The organism is Luteimonas yanweni (assembly GCF_039548475.1).
In the GTDB taxonomy this organism is placed as follows: Bacteria; Pseudomonadota; Gammaproteobacteria; order Xanthomonadales; family Xanthomonadaceae; genus Luteimonas.
In genome coordinates, this window is record NZ_JBCLVC010000008.1 from 519,216 (window position 1) to 542,367 (window position 23,152).

The window sequence follows — 23,152 nt, forward strand, 5'->3', positions numbered from 1 at the left end:
CTCCGCTTGGCACGGGCTTCACCATGCCATGCGACCATTGCGGCATGCGCTTGACCCCCACTGTCCATCTCGCTGCACTGCTGTTCCTGTTGCTGACCCTGGCCCCCGATGCGTTCGCACCGGCCTATGCCCAGGCGCCCCCAGCCGAACCGGCGGCACCGGCGATACCCGCGGCGGCGACCGACGCCGCCGACGCCGAGCGCGACCTCGCCGACAGCCGCCGCGTCGCTGCGCGCCTGCAGGAGGCCGACGGCCTGGCCGACGTCACCGTGACCGTGCGCGACGGCGTGGCCGAGCTCCACGGCGTGGTCCTCGCACCGGAAGACCGCGAACGCGCCGCCCAGGTCGCGGAGCAGCAGCCCGGCATCACCCGGGTCGAGAACCGCGTGATGCTGAGCACCCGCATCGCCGACCGCATCGGAACCGCGTCGGCGCTCGCGCTGGACAAGGTCGTGCGCCTGGTGGCCGCCCTGCCGCTGCTGATCGTGGCCATGCTCGTGGTCTGCCTGGCGTGGTGGTTCGGGAAATGGCTGGGCCGGCGCTTCGGCCAGCGCATCCAGCGCCGCAACTGGCAGTCCGAGAACCCCTATTTCGCGAGCCTGGTGCAGCAGCTGGTGCAATGGCTGGTGCTGCTTGGCGGCGTGCTGGTGGCGCTTGACCTGCTCGGGGCGACCGCGCTGGTGGGCGCCGTGATGGGCTCGGCCGGCGTGATCGGACTGGCGCTCGGCTTCGCATTCAAGGACATCGCCGAGAACTACGTCGCCGGCGTGCTGCTGAGCATCCGCCGCCCGTTCGCCCCCGGCGATTCGCTGCGCATCGATGGCAGCCACGAGGGCAAGGTCGCGGCGCTGACGCCGCGGGCCACGGTGCTTGTGACCCTTGACGGAAACCGCCTCACCCTGCCCAACGCGCTGGTGTTCAAGTCGGTGGTGCTGAATTTCTCCAGCAATGCGAAGCGGCGGCTGGACTTCGCGATCCCGGTCGACGTCGCCGAATCGATCCGCTGCGTGCAGGACCTGGCAATGGCGGCGATACGCGACGTGGACGGCGTGCTCGCCGATCCCGGCCCTTCATGGACCGTGGACGCCTACGACGCGTCCGCGATCACCCTGCGCTTCTTCGCCTGGGTCGACCAGCGCAGCAGCGACCTGGGCAAGGTGCGCAGCGAGGCGATCCATTCGGTGCGCACCCGCCTGGCCGAAGCCGGCATCAATACCCCACGCATGATCCAGTACGCGGCTGCGCTGCCGGAGGATGGCGCAGTTGCCCCCCCTGGCCTGGCGGCGCAGGCAGCGTTGGCCGACGAAGCGGCGGCCGACACTTCGGTCAACCGCGACCTCGACGCGCACATCGCCGCCGAGCAGCAGGCGTACGCCAGCGAAGACCTGCTCCCGGTGGATGCATCCACGCCGCCGGCCTAGGCGGCGGGCTGCCGGGCGGTCGACGCGACCCCGGACGTCATCCTGCCGGGTGGCACGTCCCCGGGTCCGGGCAAAGGTTTCGGATTTTTCCTACCCGCGAATCGCCAAGTCGCCGACGGGAAGCCGGGCCGCCCCGGCGCATGCTGTCGGAGCCCCGGCAGCACGGCCTTGCACCGGTCACGGATGCCGCTCAGCAACGGAACTGGCCGCGACCTTGAGCAAGTCGTGAAGCTGGGCCGGGGCTCACCCTCCACCAGGACGCGCCAATGGTCGAGATCAAAGAAGTCACGGCGGGATTCCAGGTTTCCGGAGCGCGCTTCGACGAAGTCTTCCACAGCCGCTTCAAGGCGATGATGGCCGCGCATGCGGTCGCGCTCGGGGACGCCACCGTCTCGGGCCGGACGGTCGCCATCACCATGCCCGTCGACTGGGGCGAAACCGTGCTGGTGGAGCCCGGCACCGCACTCGCTCACGACAGGGGCTGAATCCATCCCGACGCGGCCCCGGGCCGCCAGGCCTGGCGGCCGGCACATCGCCCGCCCCGACGGCTCACAGGCCCGAAGGCGCCGGCGGGGGCGTGCCGGCGGGACGCGCGCAGCCCGGGACCGGGCCGATGCCGTCGATGACCAGCTCGGCCGCCTGGGGGAACACGGCGCCCGACATGCTGTCCTCGCAGGGGCCCGGCGTCAGCGTCACCGAGATCGTCCCGGCATCGTCGCTGGCGTGTACCAGCCTGGCGCCATCGGCCTCGTTGTCGGCATCGATCGCGAATCGCCGGCCCTCGACGTCCGGCCCGCTGAGCACCACTGCACCTCCCTCCACGATCGCCTGCCAGAACGGCTCGTTGGTCAGCACAACGAATCCGGCGGACAGGCCGGGCGCCTGGTCGCCAGGCTGCGCGACACCGGGCGCGGCGCCCGCGCCGTCACCGCCCTCTCCGGGCAACGGTGCGCCCCGTCCACAGGCCGCCAATGGCAGGGCAAGCGCTAGCAGCATCGGAATCAGTTTGCGGTCCATCGTTGTCCTTGTGCGGCACCAGGAGGGGGGACAGCATGGCGCACCCGCGCCCATGCCTGGTTAACCGCCGCGGGCGAGCCAGCGCAGGGCGCCGTACGCGGCCACCCGTGCGCTGGCGAAGCAGGCGGTGAGCAGGTAGCCGCCGGTCGGCGCCTCCCAGTCGAGCATCTCACCCGCTGCGAAGACGCCCGGCCGCACGCGCAGCATCAGCCCGTCGTCCAGCGCCTCCAGGCGGACGCCACCGGCGCTGCTGATCGCCTCCGCCAGTGGCCTCGCGGCGACCAGCCGCAGCGGCATGCGCTTGATGGCGCCGGCGACGGCCGAGGGATCCTGCATGGCGGCCGCGTCGAGGGCCTCGCGCAGCAGGCCGGCCTTCGCGCCGTCGAGCCCGGCCGCGCGACGCAGGTGCTCGGACAGGCTGCGCTTGCCGCGCGGACGCGCGAGCTCGCCCTGCAGGCGGGCAAGCTCGCGCCCTGGCGCAAGGTCGAGTTCCAGCAACGCATGCCCGTCGCGGGCGACAAGCTCGCGCAGGTCCGCCGAAATCGCATAGACCAGGCTGCCTTCGATTCCATGCACGGAGACCACGCACTCGCCCTGCAGCGCGTGGGCGCCGCCATCGGGACCACGCCAGTGGGCAATCACCGGTTTCAGCGGCGCACCCGCGTGGCGGCCGGCGAAATGCGCCGACCAGGCGATATCGAAGCCGCAGTTGGACGGCTGCAGCGCGGCGACGTCTACGCCCTCGTCGCACAGCAGTACCTGCCAGGCCCCGTCCGAACCCAGTTGCGGCCAGCTGCCTCCACCCAGGGCCAGCACCGTGGCAATGGCTTCGAACGCGACCTCGCCATCCGGGGTGGAGAACCGCAGCGCGCCCGCGCTGGTCCATCCGAGCCAGCGATGGTGGACGTGGATTTCAACCCCCTGCCCGCGCAGCCGGCGGACCCAGCCGCGCAGCAGCGGGGCAGCCTTGAGGTCAAGCGGGAACACCCGCCCGGAGCTGCCGACAAAGGTCTCGATGCCGAGCCCGAGCGCCCAGTTCCGCAGCGCATCGGCGTCGAAGGCGGACAGCCAGCGGCCGACCTCGGCGCTGCGTTCGCGATAGCGCGCGGCGAACAGCGGCGGCGGATCGGAATGGGTGAGGTTCAGGCCGCCCTTGCCGGCGACCAGGAACTTGCGACCGACCGACCCCTTGGCTTCGAAGAGATGGACCTCGCAGCCCGCCGCGCGCAGCAGCTCGGCGGCGAACAGCCCGGCCGGCCCGCCGCCGACCACGGCGACGCGGCGACCGCCGGCAGGTGCTGCCGCGGGCATTCCCGGTCAGGCCTTGCGCAGGAAGCAGGTCTTCAGCACGAGGTCGCGGATCCTGTCCGAATGACCCTCGATGTGCTCCGCGTCGTCCTCGACCAGGCGGATGTTGCGGATCATCGTGCCCTGTTTGAGCGGGATCGATGAGCCCTTGACCTTGAGGTCCTTGATCACGACCACGGTGTCACCGGCCTCGAGCGGGTTGCCATTGACGTCGCGCACCACCGTCCCGGCGCCACCCGCGGCCTCGGCGTCGCCGACAGCCCACTCGTGGCCGCAGTCCGGGCACACGTACAGCGCGCCGTCGGGATAGGTGTTTTCCAGCCCGCATTGCGGGCAGGCGGGAATGGCGGACATCGTGACTCCAGGGCGTGCATGGGCCATCCATTGTAGCCAGCGTCCATCGAACGGGCCGCCGGCCACCACCAGGCCTCGCGCGGGCGTCCCGCGACGCTGGTGGCGCGCGGGCAGCGCGGGATGCGCCGGACGCCCTGGTCGCAGTCAAGCCCCGGAACGGCTCCGCGCCGCGGCGTGCACCGCCGGCTCCGCCAGGAAACGCCCGACCTGGAACCAGACCAGAAGCGCGCTGCCGGCGATCAGCAGCGCGCACAGCCCGTTGCCCGGCTGCGCAAGGTGCAATGCCACGGCCACTCCCATCGTCAGCGCGAGCCAGGCCCACGCCTGCCAGCGCCCGACCAGCGCACGCCTGGTTTCACGCCCGATGATCTCCCGTGCCTGCGCCGGGGGAATTCCATACTCCTCGCTGATCACTTGCGGCTGCATTGCGTGCCTGGCTCCTGTGGACGTGCGGAATCGCGTACCTCGTGGATACATGGACGACGTGGGGTGGGTCGATTACGCCACGGATCGGCGCGCGAATAAAGGGCGGCGTCCGACAAAAAAAGAGGGGGCGGAAATCCGCCCCCTCGTTGCTTTACCAGATACGGACCCGATCGTCCGGTGCAATCCACAGCGGATCGCCCTCGGCGACCTCGAAGGCCTCGTACCAGGCATCCATGTTGCGCAGCGGCGCGAACGCGCGGATGTGGCCAGGCGAATGCGTGCCGTTGACCAGCTGCTGGCGCAGCGCATCGTCGCGCCACAGCGTGCGCCAGACCTGCGACCAGCCCATGAAGAAGCGCTGCTCGCCGGTGAAGCCGTCGATCACCGGCGCGTCCTTGCCGTCGAGCGAGCGGCGGTAGGCCTCCAGCGCGATCGTCAGGCCGCCAAGGTCGCCGATGTTCTCGCCCATCGCCACCTTGCCGTTGATGTGCATGCCTGGCAGCTGCGGGAACTCGTAGGCCTCGTACTGCGCGCCCAGCTTCGCGGCCTGGACCTCGAACTTGGCGGCGTCGTCGGCCGTCCACCAGTCGCGCAGCAGGCCGGCGCCGTCGGACTTGCGGCCCTGGTCGTCGAAGCCGTGGATGATCTCGTGGCCGATCACGCCGCCGATGCCGCCGTAGTTCACGGCCGGGTCGGCATCGGGATCGAAGAACGGCGGCTGCAGGATCGCCGCCGGGAACACGATCTCGTTCTTCACCGACGAGTAGTACGCATTGACCGTCTGCGGGGTCATGCCCCACTCGGCCTTGTCCACCGGCTTGCCGATGCGCGCGCGGTCGTAATCCCACTCGAACGCCGCCGAACGCAGGGCGTTGCCGAGCACGTCGCCATCCTTGACCTCCAGCGCCGCGTAGTCGCGCCACTGGTCCGGATGACCGATCTTCAGGCCGAAGCCGGCCAGCTTGGCGCGGGCTTCCTTCTTGGTGTCCTCGCCCATCCATTCAAGCTGGTCCAGGCGCGCGCCCATGGCCGCCTTCACGTTGGCCACCAGGTCGTCCATCTTGGCCTTGGCGTCCGGCGGGAAGTACTGCGCCACGTAGTCGCGGCCGATGGCCTCGCCCATCGCGCCCTCGGCGTGGGCCACGGCGCGCTTCCAGCGCTCGCGCTGCTCGGGCTGGCCGGAGAGGAACTTCGAGCGGAAGTCGAAGTGAGCGTCGACGAAGGCCTCGGACAGCAACGGCGCTGCCTGGTCGGCGACGTGGAAAGCCTGCCAGGCCTTGAGCGTGTCGAGGTCGGCGGCGGCGAAGAGCTTCGCCATCTCCGGAATCGCGCTGTCCTGGCGGACCACGGCGCGCGTGGCCTGGTCGACGCCGGCGGCGGCGAAATAGCGCTCCCAGGCGAAGCCCGGCGCGGTGGTCGCGAAGTCCGCGCGCTCGACCGGGTTGTAGGTGCGGCTGCGGTCGCGGCTCTCGGCGCGGGTCCAGTGCGCCCCGGCCACAGACGTCTCGAAGTCGAACACGCGCTGCGCGCTGCCTTCCGGATCGTCCCAGCCCGCGAGCTCGAGCAGCTGCGCGATGTAAGCCACATAGCGTTCGCGCTGCGGCTCGAACTTCTCGTCCAGGTACATCTGGCGGTCGCCCAGGCCCAGGCCCGACTGGCTCATGTAGAGCGTGTAGTTGTCGGGGTCGCGCTGGTCGTCGGACACGCCCAGGCGGAACAGGGTGGCGCCGGCGCCGCCGGCGGCCTTGCCCATCAGGTCGGCCATGGCGTCCCTGTCGGCCACCGCGCGGATGGCGTCGAGATGCGAAGCGAGCGGCATGGCGCCCAGCGATTCGATCGCGGCTTCGTCCAGGAAGCTGCGGTACAGCGTGGCGACCTTGGCGGCGTCGCCGGTCGCGGCGTTGCCCTGTGCGACATAGCCTTCGACCAGCCCGCGCACGCGCGCCTCCGACAGGTCGCGCAGCACCAGGAACGAGCCGTACATCGACTTGTCCGAGGGGATTTCGGTGGTGTCGGCCCAGGTGCCGCTGACGTAGCGGAAGAAATCGGCGCCGGGCCGCACGTCCCGCGCCATGCCCGCGGTATCGATGCCCCAGGTGCCGTAGCGGGTAGCGGAGACGGTGCCGCCGGCGCCAGCGGCGGAGTCGTCCGCCTCGAACAGCAGGCTGGTATCGCAGGCGATGTCGATGCATTCGCCCGCCGCGCGGGCGTCATGGGCGGACACAGGGGCTGCGAACGACAGGGCAAGTGCCGTCGCCGCGGTGAGAAGGCTGGTCTTCAAGCTGGGAATCTCCGGACTGGATGCGATGGGCGGGCGCCCCGCGGGACGCCAACCCGCCAAGCATACCCAACGGCCGCGTCCTCGCCCCCGGTCGCGCCAGCTTGCCGATCTGGGACAATCACCACCACGACGGCCCGTTGCCGCCGGGGAGTGGTGATGAGCGGACATCTGCCCGTATGGCTGCAGGAGTGGCTGGGGGTGATCGTGCCCCTGGGCCAGGTGGCGCTGATCATCCTCGCCGCCTGGCTGCTGCGCGTGCTGGCACGTCGTGCCGGCGACCGGCTCTGGCAGCGCTACGACGCGCCGCGTGAGCTTGTGCTGGGATCCCGGCGCGTGGTGACGTTCCTGATCTCGGCCGCCGCCCTGCTTCTGGTGCTGCAGCGCCTTGGCGTATCCGGCACGGTGTTGTGGACCGCGTTCACCGGCTTCGCCGCGGTGGCCGCGGTGGCCTTCTTCGCGGCGTGGAGCGTGCTGTCGAACATCTTCTGCACGATGCTGATCCTGGCCACGCGCCCGTTCCGGCTCCACGACCACGTCGAATTGCTGGAGGGCGGCGACAAGCCCGGCCTCGGCGGCCGCGTCACCGACATCAACCTCGTCTACACCACGCTGCAGGAAGTCGACGACACGGGCAAACCTCGTGGCAGCGTGCTGCGCGTGCCCAACAGCCTGTTCTTCCAGCGCAGCGTGCGTCGCTGGCGGAGCCTGGAGGACCGCCAGCGCGCCCTGCAGGCCGGCAGGCGCACGGAGCCGGCCCTCGACCTCTGAGGCTTGACTGCGCCGGGTCGACACAGGGCCTAGACTCGCGGTTCCACCGAGGAGTCCGCCATGAACCGCATCAAGCGCAGCTTTGTACTCGCCGCCCTCGCCCTGGCCTCGGCCTGCTCGCCGCAAGCGCGCGCCACGCTTCAGCCCGGCGACCCCGCGCCCGACTTCACCGCACCGGCGTGGCTTGCCGGCGAAGCGTTCGAGTATTCGCTCTCCAAAGCCCTGCTGGACGGACCGGTGGTCGTCTATTTCTTCCCGGCCGCGAACACGCCCGGCTGCAACATCGAGGCCGCGCTGTTCTCGCAGGCCGTGGACGACTTCCGGGCGCGCGGCGTCTCGGTGATCGGCGTGACCGCCGGCAACACCGACCAGCTGCGCGATTTTTCCGCCGACAAGGCGACCTGCGCCGGCAAGTTCCCCGTCGCCGCCGATGAAGGCGCGAGGATCGCCACCCGCTACGCAGCGGCGCTCGAGCGCAAGCCCGACGTGTCCAGTCGCACCTCCTACCTGGTCGGCAGCGACGGCCGCATCCTGGCGGTGCATTCGGACATGAATCCGCAGCGCCACGTCACGCGCATGCTCGAGAGCATTCCAGCCGTCGACAGCGACGCCGGTAACGCCGGCCGCTGAGCACGGCACCCCGCCCAGGGATCCACGAGGGGGTCGCGGCCTCCCCAAAACCACGCGGCAACGTGCTAATACTCCGCAAAGGGCCCATCGGACGTGGAAGGATGGAAACGGACGGCGAGCGCGGAAGGCGGGGTCGCGCGTTGCGGCGGGGGGTCACGGCAGCGGCCTTGGCACTGCTTGCGGTGTCGCTTGCGGTCGGCGCCGTGGCCACGGCAGGCTCCGGGCACGCCCCGGGCGGAAGCCTGCGCGTTGGCGGCGACGCCAGCTACCCGCCCTATCACTTCATCGATGTCCATGGTCGTGCCGGCGGCTTCGATGTCGAACTCGCGCGCGGCGTCGCGGCGGACCTGGGCCTCGACCCGGTGTTCGAACTCGGCGAGTGGGACGTCGCACTCGAGCGCCTAGCGCGCGGCGAACTCGACGTCGTCCCGATGTTCTGGTCTGCCGAGCGCGAGCAGCGATACGGACTCACCGAGCCGATCCTGCTCCGCCACCACGCGCTGTTCGGGCACTACGAAACACCGACGGTCGCTTCGCTGGAAGGGCTCACCGACGTGCGGGTGGCGGTGCAGCAGTCCGGCCTGGCCTGGGAGGCGATGCGCGAGCTCGCCAAGCCCGGCGTCACCCTGGTGGCGATCGACAACGAGGCCCAAACCCTCGCCATGGTCGCGCGCGGCGAGGCCGACTATGCGTTGACGCCGACGGGCATCGGGTACTACGCGATCCAGCACTCGGGCCTGCGCGACATGGTCGCGCTCAGCCCACCGCTGCTGGAGCGCAAATACGTGTTCGCCGTCCGGCCCGGGGCGCCCGGGTTGGTTGCCAGCATCAATGGATCGCTCGATCGCCTGCGCACCAGTGGCGCGCTGAACCGCATGTACGTCGAATGGCTCGGCAACCCCGCCGCTGGCGGCACGCGGCGCGAAGAGGCCACGCGCTTCGCACGCGCCCTGCCCGCGACCTTGGCGGCGCTTGCCGTTGCGCTGCTCGCCGGCATCGCCCTGTTCGCCTGGCGCCGCAGGACGCGCCGCGCCTCCCCTGCCGCCGCCCGCCGCCACGTCGCCAGCACCGTGCCCGGCGACGACGATCCCTTGATCCTTGCCGAGCTGCGCGCAGCGATCGCCGGCCAAACCCTGGACTTCGCTTTGCAGCCGAAGGTCGAGCTGCGCAGCGGGCGGGTGGTGGGCGCCGAGCTGCTGGTGCGCTGGCAGCATCCGCGCCTGGGGGCGCTGGAACCGGATCATTTCGTGCCGATCATCGAACGCATGCAGGCCATCGGGGAGATGACGCTCTATCTCGTGCGCAACGGCCTGGCCCGGTGCCGCGACTGGCCGGACACCGGCGACCCGCTGCATGTCTCGATCAACGTGTCGGCCAACGACCTGGCCGACCGGAACCTGGTCGACGCGATCATCGAGGCCAGCGGCGGGAGCGGCCACTGCCTCATGCTGGAAATCACCGAGACCGAGGTCATGCGCGAACCCGAGCGGGTGGCCGAAGCCCTGCCGCGGCTTCGCAGGCACGGCATCGGGATCTCGGTTGACGACTTCGGGGTCGGCCATTCCTCGCTGGTCAACCTGCGCCGCCTGGCGCCGGAGGAACTCAAGATCGACCGCTCCTTCGTGCATGCGCTGCTGGCCTCGCGCTCGGACCGCGCCATCGTGCGCGCCACGATCGACCTGGGCCACGAGCTCGGTGCGAGCATCGCCGCCGAAGGCATCGAGAACGAAGCCACGCGCCGATGGCTGCTCGAGGCCGGCTGCGACGTCGGGCAGGGGTTCGGCATCGCCCGCCCCATGTCGCCCGCGGAGTTCATGGCCCTGCTGCGCTCACAGCCATGAGCCCGGCGCTTTCCGCCATGCCACGGCGGAAAGCTGGCGTCAAGTACCCGCGAACACTTTGTTAATGTGCGATTTGTATAATGGACGCAAGGACCTCCGTGCATCCGGCACGTCGCGTCCCCATCCGGCAGTCCCTCCTCCGGCGCGCCTGCAGCAGCAGTCGCGCGGGCCCAGTCGCCCACTGCCCACGACCGCCCTCCGCCGGCCCCCAGCCGCTCGCCTCGCTGGCCGGGCCAACAACGACAGGAGTCGAGATGTCTCGCAGCAGCACCCAGAAGGCCACCACGGCCGCCGCCGCTCCCACGTCCACCACCGCCCCCGCACGCGCCCGCGCCTCGGCGCCGCTTCGCCGGTCATCCTCCAGTCGCGCCAACAGCGCGGCCACGCACCTGACCAGCCAGCGCATCGCCGCCGACCTCGCTTCGTTCAAGAAGTCCGGCGGGCGCATCGAAGTGCTCGGCAACACGCCCTTGCGGCCGTACACCTCGCGCACGACCAGCCGCAAGACCACCGCCGCCGCGGCGCCGGCGGCCAAGGCCAAGAAATCCTGACCGGTCGGTCCTGACCCCAGGATCGTCAGACCCGGCGGCGCGCGATCTTCGCGCGCCGCTTTTGCATCACGCCCCCGGGCCGCTGCCCGGGACACCACCACCGATGGGCGGGGCCGGATCGCCAGGGTCCGCGACCAGCACGTCGCGCCCCGAGGTCGCGCCGCAGGCGGCGGCGATGAACACCACGTCGGTGGACGAGTTCAGTGCCGTCTCCGCCGAGTCCTGCACCACCCCCACGATGAAACCGATCGCCACCACCTGCATGGCGATGTCGTCGCTGATCCCGAACAGTCCGCAGGCCAGCGGGATCAGCAGCAGCGAGCCGCCCGGCACGCCCGAGGCGCCGCAGGCACCCACGGCCGCGATCACGCTCAGGAGCAGCGCCGTGGGCAGGTCCACGGAAATGCCCAGCGTGTGCACCGCGGCCAGGGTCAGCACGGAGATCGTGATCGCCGCGCCTGCCATGTTGATGGTGGCGCCCAGCGGCACCGCCACCGCCGCGGTCTCGCGATGCAGCCCCAGCTTGCGGCAGAGCTCCAGGTTGACCGGGATGTTGGCCGCCGAGGACCGGGTGAAGAAGGCGGTGATCCCGCTCTCGCGCAAGCAGCGCAGCACCAGCGGATAGGGATTGCGCCGGGTCACCGCCAGCACGATTATCGGATTGGCCACCAGCGCCACGAACAGCATCGCGCCCAGCAGCACCCCCAGCAGGTGCGCGTAGTCCAGCAGCGCCGGGAGCCCGCTGTCGACCAGCATCGAGGCCACGATGCCGAACACGCCCAGCGGCGCCAGCCTGATCACCATGCGCACCACGCGCGTGATCGCCTCCGAGCAATCGGACAGCACCTGCCTGGTGGCGCCCCCTGCCTGCCGCAGCGCCAGGCCGCCGACGATGCCCCAGGCCAGCAGGCCGATGTAATTGGCGCTGACCAGCGCATTGATGGGGTTGTCGAACACCTGCAGCACCAGGGTGCGCAACACCTCGCCGATGCCGCCGGGCGCGCTGAGCGCGACGTCGACGGGCACGTCGAGCGCCAGCGTGGTCGGGAACGCGAAGCTTGCCGCCACCCCCGCCAGCGCGGCCATCACCGTACCGGCCACGTACAGCCCCAGGATGGGCCGCATGCGCGAATCCTGCCCCTGGTGATGGCCGGCGATCGACGCCGCCACCAGCACCAGGACCAGCACCGGCGCCACTGCCTTCAGCGCGGAGATGAACACCGTGCCCAGGAGGCCGGCGGCCGAGGCCGCGCCGGGGGACAGCAGCGCGAGCAACACGCCGGCCACGAGACCGATCACGATCTGCGTGACCAGGCTTGGCCGGCGGAGGAAGGTCGGAAGAATGGACATGGTCGTGCTGATCCCGGGAAAGCGGCAGCGCGCATGATAGGGCGCGCGGGGCGTGCGCGCGCCGGCCTGACCCAGGTCAATGCGCATGCCGGCCGCGGATGCGAGCCTGAAACGTGTTCCCGACGCAGTGGAGGACGCCATGGGCGACGCCATTTCCCTTCAGTTGGCCGACCAGCCGGACATCGAGGTCGACGGTGCCCTGGTGGCGCAGGGCCTGGGCCTGGACGTTGTGCGCTTCCGCGAGCTGATGGCGATCCGCAAGATCAGCGTGCTCTGCGAACGTGGCACCGGCGAAGACGCCGGTCTCTACCGCGCCAGTTTCTACCACCAGGGCCGGCGCGTGCGCCTGGTCGTGGACGCGGAAGGGCGCCCAGTCGACCACCCCTCGCAGGCGCCGGCGTTCACGCACGCTGAAGGCCGCTGAAGTCCATCATTGCCCGTATTTCCAAACACAGAGGTGCACGATGAAACTCCATGCTTCCCTGCTCGCGGCCGCCTGCGCCCTGGTCCTGTCCGCATGCGGTGGCGAATCCCCGCCGTCGCGTGACACGGCTGCCGATGCTCCGCCCCCGGCGCCCGTCGCGGCCACGGGCGACGACGCCAAGGTCGACCCGGCGTCGGTGCCCGAAGCTCCGTGGGGCCAGGTGCCGGCGGACGGGACCATGGACGGCGCGGGCGACCCGGGTGACTCGGCCGGCAACGGCGGCGACGGCGATGGCGCGGAAGCCGGAAATGCCACGACCCCCGCCGACGACGCGCCCGGCACGAGCGCCGATGCCGGCGATGCGACGGCCGCGGGCACCGGCTGCGCCGTGGACATAGAAGGCAACGACATGATGAAGTTCAACATGTCGTCGATCACCGTGCCCTCGAACTGCAGCGAGTTCACGATCAACCTCACCCATACCGGCAAGCTGCCCGAGGCCGCGATGGGCCACAACGTGGTCGTCACCGCGACGTCGGACATGGCCGGCATCGCCGCCGACGGGATCTCCGCCGGAGCCTCGTCGGGCTACTTGAAGGCGGACGACGACCGCGTCATCGCCGCCACCGAGATGATCGGCGGTGGTGAAAGCACTTCGGTCACCTTCGATGTCTCGAAGATCACCGGCGGCGGCCCGTACCAGTTCTTCTGCAGCTTCCCGGGTCACGCGGCGCTGATGAAGGGCACGATCAGCGTGCAGTAAACGCGGGCTCGCAGCCGGGTCACGCTGACGAACGGTACGCCGCAGGCCGCGCACCGCGGCGCCATCAGGCGTATGTTTCGACTCCTGTCCCGGCGTCCACGGCAGCCCTTGCTCCGTGGCCGCCCCCGCTGATGCCCGGAGTCACGCATGGCCTACTACACCGGTTTGATCGCAGCCGTCCCGACGGCCCGCAAGCAGGACTACATCGACCACGCCGCCGCGACGTGGCCCATATTCAGCCGCTACGGCGCCACCCGGATGGTCGAGACCTGGGGCATCGACGTGCCCAGGGGCAAGGTGACCCATTTCCATCGCGCGGTCGAGGCGAAGGACGACGAGAGCATCGTGTTCTCCTGGATCGCATGGCCCGATCGCGCGACATCGGATACCGCCTGGCAGACGATGCAGGCGGACGGAGCGATGGAGCAGGCGGGCGAGATGCCTTTCGACGGCAGCCGCATGGTCTACGGCGGCTTCGCACCCGTGTACGAACCGGGCGACGCGGCCCCGGCCGGCTGGTACCAGGGCTTCGTGCTGGCGGTTCCGGAGGCGAATCGCGCCGCGTACATCGACATGGCCAGGCAGGGCTGGGACATGTTCGCCAAGGGCGGCGCGCTCGGCATGGTGGAAGCCTGGGGCGAGGACGTGCCGCGCGGCAAACGCACCGATTTCTATCGCGCCGCCAAGGCGGTTGAAGGCGAGGTGCCGGTGTTCAGCTGGATCACCTGGCCGGACCGCGCCACCTGCGAGGCGGCCTCTAAGGCCATGGAGGCTGAGATGGCCGCTGCCGACATGCCCGAGATGCCCTTCGACGGCATGCGGATGATGTGGGCGGGCTTCGAGCCGGTGTTCGATTCCGGCGCCTGAAAATGAACAGGATGATGCCCGACGGCCGCGCGACCCGGCTCACAGCGTGTTCGTGACCTCGGCGCCACGGGCGGTCAGGAACTCGCTGGCGCGCGCCTGCTGCTCGCGCGACAGGGCGTGCACGACCACCGTGGTGCGCCGCGCATCCATCGCGTCGTGCGTGGCATGGACATAGCGGTCGTGGTCGGGCCGGATCGAGACCAGCCCGCCCAGCAGCAGTCCGCCCACCGCACCGAATGAGATCGTCACCAGGGCGGCCGCCACCGGCGACCGTGCCACGAAGGGAACGCCCATCCACATCATGATGCCGAACGCGAGCGCGCCCGCGACCGCGCCGGCGATGCCCAGGCGCACGTGGGCCACGATGATGGTGTGCCAGATGCCGCGGCCCTCCGGCTCGAGCTTGATGTTGGCGTCGGGCTCGCCGGGTTCGATGACCTTGACCTGCGCAGGCTCCAGGCCGGTTTCGGCGACCAGCGCCGCGGCGGCGTCGCGGGCCGCGGCAACGGTGTCGAACACGGCCGCGAGCTTGCTGTTGGACACTTCGCCGGTGAGTGGATTGTCGGACATGGTGCGGCTCCAGGAGGCCTGGACCGATCATTCCAGACCCGCCGTACTCCGCACGTGAGCAGGCGGAACGCGAACTGTCAGCCGTCCGGCCGCCCCATCCGCCAGCGCGGCCTGATCGCGACGCCGCCGCGCTCGCCCAGCAGCTGCATCTCGCCGTCCTCGATCATCGCGGTCAGGCTCATGCTGCGCTCCAGCAGGTCGGCGGACGCCTCCACCGCCGCGGCGTCCAGGTCCACCACCGCCAGGTTCTTCAGTCGCGACAGCGCGCTTGCGGCCTTGCTCCACCAGACCTCCGCGGCCCCGCCTGCGTAGTTGACCACCGTGACGTCACGGGCGCGGCCGCAGGCCTTGCGGATGCGGCTTTCATCGGGCTGGCCGAGGTCGATCCACTGCTCGACGTCACCGGTGTAGTCGCGCCGCCACAGGTCGGGCTCTTCCTCGTTGCTGAGGCCGCGGCCGAACTCCAGCTTCTCGTGGGCGTAGAGGGCGAACGCGATCACGCGCGCCATCAGTCGCACCGGTGTTTCCGACGGATGCTGGGCCAGCGTCAGCGCATAGCCGGCGTAATGGTGCCGGTCCATGTCGCTGACCTGGAGGTCAAGCCGGTAGATCGTGGCATTGGGAGCCATGTGCGCGCCATCTCGGGGAAGGCGCGATTGTAGACGCTGTGCTCAGCTGCAACCGCCGCAGCAGGTACTGCCGCCGCTGACGTGAAGCTCGTGCACCGCCGGCTGGGCCTGGTAGCCGACCTGCTTCAGCGCGCCCAGGATCTGGGCCTGGCTGGCGACGGACACCACGTCCAGGCGCCCGCTGGCGCTGTCGATGGTGATCCTGGCATCGGGATCGATCGGTCGAATGGCCGCGGCCAGGGTGGTGACGTCGAAGGTTCCGGCGGACAGGTCGAACTGCATGGGGATCTCCTTGGAAAGCCGCCGGAACGTCCGGCCCGGCCATGATGTCGACGCGCCCAGCCGAGGGCCTTGACGCGGGTCAAGCGGGCGCGGCGCGGCGCCTCCGCGATTCCGTTCATGCGCCGCACGCTAAGCTGCAGCTCCCACCGCGTGCGAATCCATGCCCCCCACTATCCAGACCGGCACGCCCGAGGCTCCGGCCAGTGCGGTCGACTGCGCGTCATGCGACGCCGTCTGCTGCCGCATGACGGTCGTGCTGCAGCCCGGCGACAACGTCGCCGAGCACCTCACCGACTACACCAGCGCGGGCCTGCGCGTGATGGCCCGCGACGAGTTCGGCTGGTGCGTCGCGGTCGATCCTGCGGGCGGCGGCTGCTCGATCTACGGGTCCCGACCCGACGTCTGCCGACGCTTTCCGATGGGTGGGCCCTACTGCCGCGCGGTGCGCGAGGACTATGCCGATCGCAACGCCCGCGGGATCCCGCTGCAGATGTTCTGAGCCGGGGCGGTACACTGGGGCCTCCATAACTGACCGGTGACCCATGGCCAAGCCCAATTACTCATTTGAAAAGCGCCAGCGCGAGCTCGCGAAGAAGAAGAAGCAGGACGAGAAGGACGCCCGGAAGCGCGCCGAGCGCGAGGCCGCCAAGGCCGCCGCCGAGCCTGCACCGCCCACGGGCGAGTGAACCGGCCGCCGTCGCCGCCCCGGCGCGACGGTCTCAACGATTCCCGGCGGGCTCCAGCAGGCGCTGCATGTCCGCATCCTTGTCCTGCCACAGCCCGTTCATCCACTGCTGGAAGCGGGCGCGGACGACGCGGTCGTCCTGGTAGCGGGCACCCATGACCTCGGTCGGTATCGGCCGTTGCCGCAGCAATACGCGGACTTCCGGGATGCGCCCTGCCATCAGGTCGACCATGGTCGGGCGCCCCGACGGATAGGCGATGGTGACGTCGAGCACCGCATGCAGCGCATCGCCCATCGCATCGATCACGAAGGCCACGCCGCCCGACTTGGGCTTCAGCAGGTGCCTGTAGGGCGATGACTGCGCATCATGCTTTTCGGGGGTGAAACGCGTGCCCTCGACGAAGTTCATCACGGCGACCGGCATCGCCCTGAACTTTTCGCAGGCGCGCCGCGTGGCGTCCATGTCGCGCCGGCCGAGCTCCGGGTTCTTCGCGATCTCGCGCCGCGTGTAGCGCCCCATGAACGGGAAATCCAGCGCCCACCACGCAAGCCCCAGCACCGGCACCCAGAACAGCTGGCGCTTGAGGAAGAACCGCAGCAGCGGAATCCGCCGGTTGAGCACCTTCTGCAGCACCACGATATCCACCCAGCTCTGGTGGTTGGCGAGCACCAGGTAGTGGCCATCGGCATACAGGGCCGCGTCCCCCTGCACGGTGACGCGGGTGCCGGAAAGCCTGTCAACCATCGCCGAGTTCGCGCCGATCCAGCTTTCCGCCAGCATCGCCAGCACCCTGTTGCAGCCGCGCCGGAAGCCGGCCAACGGCAACACCGCTTTCAGCAGCGCCACCAGCAGCAGCGGCAACGCGTGCAGCAGCGTGTTCAGCACGATCAGCGTCAGCACCAGCGCGGCGCGCAACCTGCCGATCACAGGGGCACCCCGCCGCGCCCGCCCACCGGTGCCGCGTCCGGCCCGGCGTGATGCATGCCCGGAGCCATCGCTCCCGCTGCCCGTGTCCTGCTGCCCGTCATTGTTCCATTCCCGATTCTTGAGCCGCGCACGAACCGCCCTCCGTCCTGTCGCCGAAGGCCGCGCCGCGCTGTGGTTTACCTGTTCACCGGCGAAGTCTATCCTGCGTTCTGGAGTTCCACGCGTCTGCCCACCGGGCGCCGCGCGGCACCCCAGCAAGATGGGTCCACGAACCGACGCCGCCATGCGCCCGCGTGCGCAAACGGCAGACGCGAGCGGACCGTCCAGCCACTTCGACGCGAGGATCGCTTCATGGTCAGCATGAATCGACGGCAGTTCCTCAAAGTCTCGGGCACGGGCCTCGCCGGCTCAAGCCTGGCGCTGCTCGGTGCCAGTCCGGCACCGGCCATGGCCGAAGTGCGCCAGTTCAAGCTGGCGCGCATGACCGAGACCAGGAATACCTGTCCCTATTGTTCAGTCGCCTGCGGCATCCTCATGTACGGACTCGGCGACGGCGCGAAAAACGCGGCCGCCAGCATCGTCCACATCGAGGGCGACCAGGACCACCCGGTGAACCGCGGCACGCTCTGCCCCAAGGGCGCGGGCCTGCTCGACTTCGTCAACAGCCCCAACCGCCTCAAGCAGCCGGAATACCGCGCGCCCGGCTCGGACAAATGGGAGGCGGTGTCCTGGGATGACGCCATCGACCGCGTCGCCCGGCTGATGAAGGACGACCGCGACGCCAACTTCGTCACCACCACCGAAGACGGCAAGACGGTCAACCGCTGGCTCACCACCGGCATGCTCGCGGCCTCGGCCAGCCCCAACGAAGTCGGCTACATCACCCACAAGGTGATTCGCAGCCTCGGCATCCTCCCATTCGACAACCAGGCCCGCGTTTGACACGGCCCGACGGTGGCAGGTCTTGCCCCGACGTTTGGCCGTGGAGCGATGACGAACCATTGGGTCGACATCAAGAACGCGGACGTTGTACTGATCATGGGCGGCAACGCAGCCGAGGCCCATCCCTGCGGGTTCAAGTGGGTCACTGAAGCCAAGGCGCACAACGCCGCCAAGCTGATCGTGGTCGATCCGCGCTTCAACCGCTCGGCATCGGTCGCGGACTATTACGCCCCGATCCGCACCGGCACCGACATCGTGTTCCTGGGCGCGGCGATCAAGTGGCTGATCGACAACGACCGCATCCAGCACGAGTACGTCCGCAACTACACGGACATGAGCTTCATCGTGCGCGAGGACTTCGCGTTCGACGAAGGCACGTACTCGGGCTACAACGCGGAAGCGCGCACCTACGACAAGTCCAGCTGGGACTACGAGCGCGGCGCCGACGGCTTCGTCGCCACCGACCCGACGATGCAGCACCCGCGCTGCGTCTACCAGCTGCTGAAGAAGCACTACGAGCGGTACACCCCGGAGATGGTCGAGCGCGTCTGCGGCACCACCAGGGAAGAGTTCCTGACCGTGGTCGAGATGCTGGCGACCACCGCCACCCCCGACCGCGCCGGCACCATCCTGTATGCGCTGGGCTGGACCCAGCACTCCATCGGCTCGCAGATCATCCGAACAGGCGCCATGCTGCAGCTGCTGCTGGGCAACATCGGCATCGCCGGCGGCGGCATGAACGCATTGCGCGGGCATTCCAACATCCAGGGCCTGACCGACCTGGGCCTGATGACCAACCTGCTGCCGGGCTACCTGACCCTGCCCAACGAGGGCGAGCAGGATTACCAGGGCTATATCCAGGCGCGCACCCAGAACGCGCTGCGGCCCAACCAGCTCAGCTACTGGCAGCACTACTCGAAGTTCCACGTCAGCCTGATGAAGACATGGTGGGGCGATGCGGCGACTGCGGAGAACGACTGGGCCTTCGACTACCTGCCCAAGCTCGACCGCCCCTACGACATGCTGCAGACCTACGAGCTGATGGATGCCGGCAAGGTCAACGGCTACATCTGCCAGGGCTTCAACCCGCTCGCGGCCGCGCCCAACAAGGCGAAGATGAACTCGTCGCTGGCGAAGCTGAAGTACATGGTCGTCATGGATCCGCTGGTGACCGAGACCTCCGAGTTCTGGAAGAACTACGGCAAGCACAACGACGTCGACAGCGCCGCCATCCAGACCGAGGTCATCCGCCTGCCCACGACCTGCTTCGCCGAGGAGGAAGGCGCGCTGGTGAACTCGGGACGCTGGCTGCAGTGGCACTGGAAGGGCGCCGAACCGCCGGGCCAGGCCAAGAGCGACATCGAGATCATGGCCCTGATCCACATGCGGCTGCGCGAGCTGTATGAAACCGAGGGCGGCGCCTTCCCCGACCCGATCCTCAACCTGACCTGGGACTACGCCCAGCCCCGGCATCCCAGCGCGACCGAGCTGGCGATGGAGTACAACGGCCGCGCGCTGGACGACCTGCGGGCGGCAAACGACCCCTCGCGCATCACCCGCCGCGCGGGCGAGCAGCTGTCCGGCTTCGGCGAGCTGCGCGACGACGGCAGCACCGCCAGCGGCTGCTGGATCTATGCCGGTGCCTGGACCCAGGACGGCAACATGATGGCGCGTCGCGACAACAGCGATCCGACCGGCATCGGCCAGACCCTCAACTGGGCCTGGGCGTGGCCGGCCAACCGCCGCATCCTGTACAACCGCGCCTCCGCGGACACGGCCGGCCAGCCCTTCGACCCGAAGCGGCCGCTGGTCTGGTGGGACGGCGAACGCTGGGGCGGCGCCGACGTGCCGGACTACAAGGGCGACGAGGACCCGGCCGACGGCATGGGGCCCTTCATCATGAACCCCGAAGGCGTGGCCCGCTTCTTCGCGCGCAGCGCGATGGCCGAAGGCCCGTTCCCGACCCACTACGAGCCGTTCGAAACGCCGCTGGGCTACAACCCGGTCTACCCGGACTCGCAGCAGGCCACCAGCAACCCGGCCGCGCGCCTGTTCGACAGCGACCGGGCGACGATGGGCACGGTGGCGGACTACCCGTACGTGGGGACCACCTACCGGCTCACCGAGCACTTCCACTACTGGACCAAGCACGCGAAGCTCAATGCGATCCTGCAGCCGGAGCAGTTCGTGGAGATCGGCGAAGGCCTGGCGCACGAGATCGGCGTCGGCAACGGCGACCGGGTGCGGGTCTCGTCCAAGCGCGGCCACATCGAGGCCGTGGCGGTGGTGACCAAGCGCATCCGCGCGCTGAAGGTCGACGGCAAGACCGTGCACCACGTCGGCATCCCGATCCACTGGGGCTTCGTGGGCCTGGCCAAGCCGGGCTACCTGGCCAACACGCTCACGCCCTCGGTCGGCGACGGCAACTCGAACACACCCGAGTTCAAGTCGTTCCTCGTGAACGTGGAAAAGGCATAGGAGACGCGCAATGGCCCTGCAATCGCTCGACATCAAACGCGTTTCCGCCACCACCACCCAGCCGCCGGTCATCCGTGAACCGGTCACGGGCGGGGTCGCCAAGCTGATCGACGCCAGCAAGTGCATCGGCTGCAAGGCCTGCCAGGTGGCGTGCATGGAGTGGAACGACCTGCGCGACGAGGTCGGTGACAACGTGGGCGTGTACGACAACCCGGCCGACCTGACCCCGCACTCGTGGACGGTGATGCGCTTCGCCGAGCACGAGAACGAGGACGGCGGCCTGGAATGGCTGATCCGCAAGGACGGCTGCATGCACTGCGAGGACCCGGGCTGCCTGAAGGCCTGCCCTTCCCCCGGTGCGATCGTGCAGTACACCAACGGCATCGTGGATTTCCACGAAGAGAACTGCATCGGCTGCGGCTACTGCGTCACCGGCTGCCCGTTCGACGTGCCGCGGATCTCGAAGAAGGACAACAAGGCCTACAAGTGCACGCTGTGTTCCGACCGCGTCGCGGTCGGCCAGGCGCCGGCCTGCGCCAAGGTCTGCCCGACCGGCGCGATCGAGTTCGGCACCAAGGAGCGGATGATCGAGCACGCCGCGCTTCGCATCACCGACCTGAAGTCGCGCGGCTTCGAGAATGCCGGGCTGTACGACCCGGCCGGGGTGGGCGGCACGCACGTGATGTACGTGCTTCACCACGCCGACAGGCCGGGCCTGTACAGCGGCCTGCCGGAAGATCCAAAGATCAGCCCGATGGTGGCGCTGTGGAAGGGTGCGGCAAAGCCCCTGGGCCTGGCCGCGATGGCGTTGACCGCCGTGGCCGGGTTCTTCCATTACGTCCGCGTCGGCCGCAACGTGGTCAGCGAAGAGGAAGAGCGCGAGGCCGCGAAGTCACTCGCCGAGGGTCCGCCCGCGGGTAGCCGCGCAGAGGAGCATCGCCATGACTGAGCATCGGCCACCACGCGAGATCCTCCGCTACAGCGCCAACGAGCGCACCAACCACTGGCTGGTGGCGATCAGCTTCGTGCTGGCCGGACTGTCCGGGCTGGCGCTCTACCATCCGGCGATGAGCTGGTTGTACGCGCTGTTCGGCGGCGGTCCCTGGACGCGCATCCTGCATCCCTTCATCGGCGTGTTCATGTTCGTGGTGTTCTTCCTGTTCGCCGCGCGCATGTGGGGCTCCAACCGGATCGATGCGCGCGACCGGCAGTGGCTGCGCCAGATCGACGACGTGGCCGCCGGACGCGAGGACAGGCTGCCTGAGGTGGGTCGCTACAACGCCGGGCAGAAGCTGCTGTTCTGGGGCCTGGTGGCGTGCATGCTGGGCCTGCTCGCCACCGGCGTGGTGATGTGGCAGCCGTGGTTCGCACCCATCTTCCCCGTCACGATCATTCGCGCGGCTTCGGTCGTCCACGCGATCCTGGCCACGGTGATCATCTGCATGATCATCTTCCACGCGTATACCGGCTTCTGGGTCAAGGGCGCGATGCGCGCGATGCTGCAGGGTCAGGTCACCCGTGGCTGGGCGTGGAAACACCACCGTGGCTGGCTGCGCGAACTGGACCGCGACACCGAGGGCAAGTAACACGGGCCGCGGCGCGACCGCGGCTTTGCCCTTGCCGACGGCAATGACCTAACCTGCCCCATCGGGGTCAACGGCGCGCCCTGGCGCGCCGTCCTTTTACTGCTGCCCATGGAGGCACCGTGCCGCGCATCCTGCCGCGAGGCGAGATTGAAAACCTCGACCACACCCGCATTCCCCGCATGCGTATGCCGCAGCGCGCGGGCTTCTTCTCCGATCGCGCCGCGCGCCTGCGCAGCTTGGCCGAAACCAGTGCGGTCGGCGACTACCTCCGGCTGATGGCAAGCCTGGCGGAAGCCCAGCACCGCGCGCTGAAGGGCTTCACGCCGCCGGCACCCGACCCGGACGCGGTCGCATTGGCGAAAACGCACGACATGCCACCGCTGCCGGCCACCAGCCTGGCGCGCGGCGCCGAGTGGCGCATGCTGCTGGCGCTGCTGCTGGATGACGTCGGCGGCCATGGCGATACGCCCGCGCAGGCCGTCGAAGCCTGCACCGCCCTGCGCCGCACGCTCGAGTCCACCCCGCAGCGGGTCGAGGAGATGGCCGATGCGCTCCTCGCCGGCCGCGTCGAAGGCGCGGACGTGGCGCCTGCGCCCTTCGTCATGGCTGCGCTGCAGGTGTACTGGACGGCGATGGCGATCGGGTTCGAGGAGTCGCAGCTGCCCGTTGGCAGCTTCGGCCTTTGCCCCTGCTGCGGCACGCCGCCGGTGGCCAGCGTGATCCGCGTCGGCGGCGCCCACGACGGCTACCGTTACCTGTGCTGCCCGCTGTGCAGCTGCGAATGGCACCTTGAGCGGGTGAAGTGCTCCCACTGCACCAGCACCAAGGGCATCGCCTACCACTTCATCGAGGATGGCCCGGAGGCGATCAGGGCCGAGTCCTGCGACGCCTGCAAGAGCTACCGCAAGATCTTCCACCAGAACAAGGACCTGTACGTGGAGCCGGTGGCAGACGACCTTGGCAGCCTGGCGCTGGACATGCTGATGGGCGAAGAAGGCTACGCCCGCCGCAGCGGCAACCCGCTGCTGTGGCAGGACACCGGGGACTGAGC

At 69.6% G+C, this 23,152-nt stretch carries 25 protein-coding genes and 1 pseudogene; 16 read left to right on the plus strand and 10 right to left on the minus strand.

Annotation, left to right across the window (positions count from 1 at the left end; genetic code table 11):
* Positions 1-50 precede the first annotated feature (50 nt).
* Positions 51-1,421, plus strand: coding sequence for a mechanosensitive ion channel domain-containing protein (locus WCE39_RS06385; protein ID WP_343275833.1), 1,371 nt, complete (start codon positions 51-53; stop codon positions 1,419-1,421).
* Positions 1,422-1,687: 266 nt separating this feature from the next.
* Positions 1,688-1,906, plus strand: a complete 219-nt coding sequence (locus WCE39_RS06390) for a hypothetical protein (protein WP_343275834.1) — start codon at positions 1,688-1,690, stop codon at positions 1,904-1,906.
* Between the two features lie 64 nt (positions 1,907-1,970).
* Here the strand turns inward: WCE39_RS06390 and WCE39_RS06395 are convergent, their stop codons facing one another.
* The 5 genes from WCE39_RS06395 to WCE39_RS06415 form a co-directional block, all read right to left on the minus strand.
* Positions 1,971-2,438, minus strand: coding sequence for a hypothetical protein (locus WCE39_RS06395; protein ID WP_343275835.1), 468 nt, complete (start codon positions 2,436-2,438; stop codon positions 1,971-1,973).
* Positions 2,439-2,498: 60 nt separating this feature from the next.
* Positions 2,499-3,749, minus strand: coding sequence for a TIGR03862 family flavoprotein (locus WCE39_RS06400; RefSeq protein ID WP_343275836.1), 1,251 nt, complete (start codon positions 3,747-3,749; stop codon positions 2,499-2,501).
* Between the two features lie 6 nt (positions 3,750-3,755).
* Positions 3,756-4,100: a zinc ribbon domain-containing protein YjdM gene (locus WCE39_RS06405; RefSeq protein ID WP_343275837.1), complete on the minus strand. Its 345-nt coding sequence runs from the start codon at positions 4,098-4,100 to the stop codon at positions 3,756-3,758.
* A gap of 144 nt (positions 4,101-4,244) precedes the next feature.
* Positions 4,245-4,526, minus strand: coding sequence for a hypothetical protein (locus WCE39_RS06410; protein ID WP_343275838.1), 282 nt, complete (start codon positions 4,524-4,526; stop codon positions 4,245-4,247).
* Between the two features lie 151 nt (positions 4,527-4,677).
* Entirely contained in the window at positions 4,678-6,807 is a 2,130-nt protein-coding gene (locus WCE39_RS06415) for a M13 family metallopeptidase (RefSeq protein ID WP_343275839.1), read from the minus strand.
* Between the two features lie 156 nt (positions 6,808-6,963).
* On the opposite strand from WCE39_RS06415, the gene WCE39_RS06420 reads away from it, so the two are divergent.
* The 4 genes from WCE39_RS06420 to WCE39_RS06435 all read left to right on the plus strand — a co-directional run bounded on the left by WCE39_RS06420 (position 6,964) and on the right by WCE39_RS06435 (position 10,597).
* Positions 6,964-7,575: a mechanosensitive ion channel family protein gene (locus WCE39_RS06420; RefSeq protein WP_343275840.1), complete on the plus strand. Its 612-nt coding sequence runs from the start codon at positions 6,964-6,966 to the stop codon at positions 7,573-7,575.
* Positions 7,576-7,635: 60 nt separating this feature from the next.
* Complete coding sequence (locus tag WCE39_RS06425) at positions 7,636-8,205, plus strand: peroxiredoxin (RefSeq protein WP_343275841.1); 570 nt, start codon at positions 7,636-7,638, stop codon at positions 8,203-8,205.
* Positions 8,206-8,372: 167 nt separating this feature from the next.
* Positions 8,373-10,046, plus strand: coding sequence for an EAL domain-containing protein (locus tag WCE39_RS06430; RefSeq protein ID WP_343275842.1), 1,674 nt, complete (start codon positions 8,373-8,375; stop codon positions 10,044-10,046).
* A gap of 254 nt (positions 10,047-10,300) precedes the next feature.
* The gene (locus tag WCE39_RS06435) at positions 10,301-10,597 is read left to right on the plus strand and encodes a hypothetical protein (protein ID WP_343275982.1); all 297 of its coding nucleotides are present in this window, start codon (positions 10,301-10,303) and stop codon (positions 10,595-10,597) included.
* A gap of 66 nt (positions 10,598-10,663) precedes the next feature.
* On the opposite strand, the gene sstT is transcribed toward WCE39_RS06435, so the two are convergent.
* Entirely contained in the window at positions 10,664-11,947 is a 1,284-nt protein-coding gene (gene sstT, locus WCE39_RS06440) for a serine/threonine transporter SstT (protein WP_343275843.1), read from the minus strand.
* Between the two features lie 139 nt (positions 11,948-12,086).
* On the opposite strand from sstT, the gene WCE39_RS06445 reads away from it, so the two are divergent.
* From WCE39_RS06445 to WCE39_RS06460, 4 genes and pseudogenes are all read left to right on the plus strand, one after another.
* Positions 12,087-12,371: a DUF6522 family protein gene (locus WCE39_RS06445; RefSeq protein ID WP_343275844.1), complete on the plus strand. Its 285-nt coding sequence runs from the start codon at positions 12,087-12,089 to the stop codon at positions 12,369-12,371.
* Positions 12,372-12,411: 40 nt separating this feature from the next.
* Entirely contained in the window at positions 12,412-13,134 is a 723-nt protein-coding gene (gene azu, locus WCE39_RS06450; RefSeq protein WP_343275845.1) for an azurin, read from the plus strand.
* A 147-nt stretch (positions 13,135-13,281) separates the two neighbouring features.
* Positions 13,282-13,626: pseudogene (locus WCE39_RS06455) on the plus strand (DUF1428 domain-containing protein); the annotation flags it as partial.
* 39 nt (positions 13,627-13,665) lie between these two features.
* On the plus strand, positions 13,666-14,001 hold the full coding sequence (locus WCE39_RS06460; protein ID WP_449283995.1) for a DUF1428 domain-containing protein: 336 nt from the start codon (positions 13,666-13,668) through the stop codon (positions 13,999-14,001).
* Positions 14,002-14,040: 39 nt separating this feature from the next.
* On the opposite strand, the gene WCE39_RS06465 is transcribed toward WCE39_RS06460, so the two are convergent.
* The 3 genes from WCE39_RS06465 to WCE39_RS06475 all read right to left on the minus strand — a co-directional run bounded on the left by WCE39_RS06465 (position 14,041) and on the right by WCE39_RS06475 (position 15,482).
* Positions 14,041-14,571: a hypothetical protein gene (locus WCE39_RS06465; protein WP_343275846.1), complete on the minus strand. Its 531-nt coding sequence runs from the start codon at positions 14,569-14,571 to the stop codon at positions 14,041-14,043.
* A gap of 77 nt (positions 14,572-14,648) precedes the next feature.
* Positions 14,649-15,200: a YaeQ family protein gene (locus tag WCE39_RS06470; protein WP_343275847.1), complete on the minus strand. Its 552-nt coding sequence runs from the start codon at positions 15,198-15,200 to the stop codon at positions 14,649-14,651.
* A 42-nt stretch (positions 15,201-15,242) separates the two neighbouring features.
* A complete protein-coding gene (locus WCE39_RS06475; RefSeq protein WP_343275848.1) occupies positions 15,243-15,482 on the minus strand; it encodes a hypothetical protein in 240 nt (79 codons plus the stop codon).
* A gap of 160 nt (positions 15,483-15,642) precedes the next feature.
* Here WCE39_RS06475 and WCE39_RS06480 point away from each other — a divergent pair, with 160 nt between their 5' ends.
* Both WCE39_RS06480 and WCE39_RS06485 read left to right on the plus strand, forming a co-directional pair.
* Complete coding sequence (locus WCE39_RS06480) at positions 15,643-15,981, plus strand: YkgJ family cysteine cluster protein (RefSeq protein ID WP_343275849.1); 339 nt, start codon at positions 15,643-15,645, stop codon at positions 15,979-15,981.
* Positions 15,982-16,024: 43 nt separating this feature from the next.
* Positions 16,025-16,168, plus strand: a complete 144-nt coding sequence (locus WCE39_RS06485; protein ID WP_343275850.1) for a hypothetical protein — start codon at positions 16,025-16,027, stop codon at positions 16,166-16,168.
* A gap of 33 nt (positions 16,169-16,201) precedes the next feature.
* Here the strand turns inward: WCE39_RS06485 and WCE39_RS06490 are convergent, their stop codons facing one another.
* Positions 16,202-17,095, minus strand: a complete 894-nt coding sequence (locus tag WCE39_RS06490; protein ID WP_343275851.1) for an acyltransferase — start codon at positions 17,093-17,095, stop codon at positions 16,202-16,204.
* A gap of 351 nt (positions 17,096-17,446) precedes the next feature.
* On the opposite strand from WCE39_RS06490, the gene fdnG reads away from it, so the two are divergent.
* The 4 genes from fdnG (at position 17,447) to fdhE (ending at position 23,150) form a co-directional block, all read left to right on the plus strand.
* Positions 17,447-20,515 carry a formate dehydrogenase-N subunit alpha gene (fdnG, locus tag WCE39_RS06495; RefSeq protein ID WP_343275852.1) on the plus strand — a complete coding sequence of 1,023 codons (3,069 nt, stop codon included), beginning with the start codon at positions 17,447-17,449 and terminating at the stop codon, positions 20,513-20,515.
* A gap of 10 nt (positions 20,516-20,525) precedes the next feature.
* A complete protein-coding gene (fdxH, locus tag WCE39_RS06500) occupies positions 20,526-21,464 on the plus strand; it encodes a formate dehydrogenase subunit beta (protein WP_343275853.1) in 939 nt (312 codons plus the stop codon).
* Positions 21,457-22,101: a formate dehydrogenase subunit gamma gene (locus tag WCE39_RS06505; RefSeq protein WP_343275854.1), complete on the plus strand. Its 645-nt coding sequence runs from the start codon at positions 21,457-21,459 to the stop codon at positions 22,099-22,101. Before fdxH ends, WCE39_RS06505 begins: the two co-directional genes overlap by 8 nt.
* 119 nt (positions 22,102-22,220) lie before the next feature.
* The gene (fdhE, locus tag WCE39_RS06510) at positions 22,221-23,150 is read left to right on the plus strand and encodes a formate dehydrogenase accessory protein FdhE (protein WP_343275855.1); all 930 of its coding nucleotides are present in this window, start codon (positions 22,221-22,223) and stop codon (positions 23,148-23,150) included.
* The last annotated feature ends 2 nt before the right edge of the window (positions 23,151-23,152 follow it).